We start from the raw sequence: 3,444 nt of genomic DNA, 5'->3' as shown, positions 1-3,444 counted from the left end.
GCCATGGCCGACACACCGGTGGTATTGATCCACGGCCCGCGCCAGTGCGGCAAAAGCACGCTCGCCCGACAGGTAGTGAGTACGGTCAGGCGTGGTGCTCTCTTTTCTGTGTTAACCCGCAATGCGCTCCCGCAGTGCTTCCTGGGCCAGCGCGTTGATACTCTTACCCTCCGCCTCGGCGACGATGGCTAACTGTTCGTGCAACTCGGGGGAGATGCGCAAATTGAATCTCCCGGAAAAATGACGATGTGGCTCAATACCCTTCTCCTTGCAAACGGCGAGAAAAGCCTCAAGAGATTTTTTGAATTCGGTGCGCAACTCTCCAGGATCTTTTCCATAAAAGTCTGCACCACCATTCAAGCCCAGAATTTCCCCACGGAACAAATCCAGTTCAGGGTCGAATTCGATTCTCGCGTTGTACCCATCAATGCTCATTATATTCATGGCTTCACTCCATGCTGTTCCAGCCACTTCCGGATGCTCGCGCTCGCTGATCTCTGCTCCCAACTCAACGAAAAGCGCTTCGACACTGCGCCATTGGATATTGGCACTGACTGGTCGGGCAAAAATCCGCTCAAGTGTATTTTCGTTCGCTCTTCTCATGCATGGATAGTACTACATTACGGTACTGAAAGTGAACTATCAGAACTGCGGCTTTCTGCGCCCATCAGCCACCCGGTTATCCGGTAGGATTCAATAGAAAACGCCATACGGGTACGACAAGGATCATCCCTGCTTCGACCGGAATCTGTACTTCCTCGTTGCGCGTTACGATGATGTCTTCCGATAAATTCAACTCGCTCATGGTTTCGCTGAGTGCAGTCACCTCCCGCTTTCTGGTCTGGGGGTCTGCCATGGAATCGCAAACCTGGACCAGCAAGCGCGTTCGATCGCGCCCCTGAGACGCAACATCCAGGGCGACAAAATCCACTTCCCGGCCATTTTTGCTTTTGAAGTAGAATATCTCTCGGGCGACTCTGCGCAGTGCAACGAACACGAGGTTCTCCAACAGGTGCCCGGAATTGGTCAGAATCCCCGAGCTGATTGATCGAAATGCGCGTCAAACCGCCCTTGCAGGGTGCAGCCCTAATCCGGCGTTTGTTGCTGCTCGATGTACTGGCGAATAATGGAAATTGGCGCCCCCCCGCAGCTTCCGGCAAAGTAGGACGGTGACCAGAGCGCCCCGCCCCACAATTTTTTGCTCACGCTGGGGTAGTTCTTTTTGCGGATCAGACGGCTGGAAACCCCCTTAAGGCTGTTCACCAGTGCCGAAACGGACACGGTCGGCGGATAATTCACCAGCAGATGCACATGGTCATCCTCCCCGTCGAACTCCACCAGCTCCGCGCTGAAATCCTGGCAGACGGCAGCGAAGATGCCGCGCAGCTCGGCCAGCACCTCGCCGGTGAATACGCCACGGCGGTATTTGGTCACAAAGACCAAGTGAATATGCAGGTTAAAAACGCAATGCCTGCCATGCCTTATCTTGTTTGCATCCGTCATCGGCCAAGCATACAATAGAACCATGATCCTTCGCAAAGCCGTGCGCTACCGTCTCGAACTGTTAGCTGAACAGGAACATCTCCTGTCACGCGCCGTCGGTTGCGCCCGCTTCGTCTGGAATCGCGCTTTAGCTATCCAGAAAAGCTATCTGGAGCACGGTTGCGGCATCCTGTCCTACGTGGACATGGCCAAGTGCCTGACCACCTGGCGGAACGGGGAATCTTTCGGCTTTCTGTCCGAATCCCCCGTCCACCCCCAGCAACAGGCGCTGAAGTTTCTGGACCGTGCGCTCAATGATGCCTTTGACAAGAAAAGCCCAAAGCGTTTTCCGGCTTTTAAAAAGAAAGGTCTGCACGATAGTATGCGCTATCCCGATCCGGAACAGATCAAAATCGACCTGAAACCACAGGATGACAATGGCCGGAGCGTACTCCCCAGAATCTTCCTGCCGCGTATTGGCTGGGTGAAGTTCCGCAAGTCCTGCATCATCGGCGGTGAAGTCCGCAACGTCACCGTTAGCCGCTCGGGCGGCCACTGGTATGCCGCCATCCAGACCGAGAAGGAAATCCCGGACCCCGTACATCCGTCCACTACAGCGGTCGGCGGTGACCGGGGCGTGGCGAACCTGCTCACCTTGTCCGATGGCACCATGTTCCTGCCGGTGACGGCCTATCGGGATCTGCAAAAGCGCCTGGCGCGGGAGCAAAGAAACCTTGCGCACAAAGTGAAATTTTCGGCCAACTGGAAAAAACAGAAGGCCAAAATCACGCGACTGCATCAACGCATCGCGGAAATCAGGAAAACCGTACTGCATCAGGTCAGCACCGTTATCAGCAAAAACCACGCGGTCGTGGTGCTGGAAGATCTGAAAGTACGGAACATGACCGGCTCCGCCAAGGGAACGGTCGAAGAACCCGGACGCAATGTCCGGCAGAAATCAGGGTTGAATAAATCCATCCTCGATCAGGGATGGGGTATGCTCAAACAGATGCTGAGCTACAAGCTCCGGTGGTCAGGTGGCATGCTGCTCTTGGTGGACCCGGCCTATACCTCGCAAATCTGTCCGGTTTGCGGTGTGGTGGACGCTGGGAACCGCCCCAGTCAGGCAGTGTTTCATTGCCTTCACTGCGGGCATGAAGCGCATGCCGATGTGAACGCGGCACAGAACATCCTCGCAAGAGGACTAGCAAACCCATACGGGGTTGCGTCAACGGCAGGGCTTGCCGGGGTAGTCTGTTCTCCAGAATAACGGGGAGTTGTGTTGCCTCAAAGGAGGCGATGCAATCGAAGTGGCTGAAGTGGGGCCACTGCTGGCAGAAAGGAATCCTCGTCCTTCAGGGCGAGGAGGATGTCAATGAACATCTGCGTTATCCCGCCTTGAGCAGAAAATCTACATGCACTGCGTCGTAAGGGAACCGGAACCCTTCCGCGCTTCGGTTGATGAGTCCTGCGTTTAATAGGGCGTGGATATCCGTATGTACGGATTTTACGTCACGCCCTACGCGTCGGGCGATCTCGCGCAACGCCAGAGGCCCCGATCCTGCCATGGCTTTCAGGATTTCCCAACGCTTGGCGGTCAGCACGTTCCAGAGTAGTTCCGGGGTTTCAAAGCTGATACGGGGCTCTGATGGTGTCAGGGTTTCCATCGCCTCCACCACGTCATCCAGGGTTTCAGCGAGAGTGCGGACCTCAATCGTGACTGTGTTCATGTTGCCACCTCTTGATCTCGTCAAAAAAGTCCGCGGTCAACTGACGCGGATCAGAGAATATATAGGGCTCCTCTCGACCTCCGAGGTGCCGGTGATCTCCCTTGTGCAAGAAGGGTTTTAACAGGTCACGGCCACAGACAAGATAGTGGCACGGCATATAGACCATCGCCAAAAGATGCGACCGCATCGCCATCGTAGAGCACCACCCCTCCCACAAAACCGGTCCTCGTGG

The 3,444-nt window shown here is 55.5% G+C and carries 6 protein-coding genes; 2 read left to right on the top strand and 4 right to left on the bottom strand.

Going from position 1 to position 3,444, the window contains the following annotated elements:
• The first annotated feature begins 3 nt into the window (after nt 1-3).
• Entirely contained in the window at nt 4-192 is a 189-nt protein-coding gene (locus tag Q0C48_RS14635) for an AAA family ATPase (RefSeq protein ID WP_366936993.1), read from the top strand.
• On the opposite strand, the gene Q0C48_RS03255 is transcribed toward Q0C48_RS14635, so the two are convergent.
• The 3 genes from Q0C48_RS03255 to tnpA form a co-directional block, all read right to left on the bottom strand.
• Nucleotides 112-603: a type II toxin-antitoxin system HicB family antitoxin gene (locus tag Q0C48_RS03255; RefSeq protein ID WP_291521496.1), complete on the bottom strand. Its 492-nt coding sequence runs from the start codon at nt 601-603 to the stop codon at nt 112-114. The genes Q0C48_RS14635 and Q0C48_RS03255 overlap by 81 nt on opposite strands.
• Nucleotides 604-679: 76 nt before the next feature.
• Nucleotides 680-1,012, bottom strand: a complete 333-nt coding sequence (locus Q0C48_RS03250) for a hypothetical protein (protein WP_366936992.1) — start codon at nt 1,010-1,012, stop codon at nt 680-682.
• Between the two features lie 74 nt (nt 1,013-1,086).
• Nucleotides 1,087-1,503, bottom strand: coding sequence for an IS200/IS605 family transposase (gene tnpA, locus Q0C48_RS03245; RefSeq protein WP_291521498.1), 417 nt, complete (start codon nt 1,501-1,503; stop codon nt 1,087-1,089).
• 22 nt (nt 1,504-1,525) lie between these two features.
• Between tnpA and Q0C48_RS03240 the strand changes: the two genes are divergently transcribed.
• Nucleotides 1,526-2,752 carry a transposase gene (locus Q0C48_RS03240; protein WP_291521494.1) on the top strand — a complete coding sequence of 409 codons (1,227 nt, stop codon included), beginning with the start codon at nt 1,526-1,528 and terminating at the stop codon, nt 2,750-2,752.
• Nucleotides 2,753-2,870: 118 nt separating this feature from the next.
• Here Q0C48_RS03240 and Q0C48_RS03235 read toward each other — a convergent pair whose 3' ends face one another.
• A complete protein-coding gene (locus Q0C48_RS03235) occupies nt 2,871-3,212 on the bottom strand; it encodes a transcriptional regulator (RefSeq protein WP_291521492.1) in 342 nt (113 codons plus the stop codon).
• Nucleotides 3,213-3,444: the final 232 nt, after the last annotated feature.

Origin of the sequence: Acidithiobacillus sp., from assembly GCF_023255755.1 — a bacterium.
Lineage (GTDB): Bacteria > Pseudomonadota > Gammaproteobacteria > Acidithiobacillales > Acidithiobacillaceae > Acidithiobacillus.
This window is presented reverse-complemented; position numbering and strand designations above follow the sequence as displayed.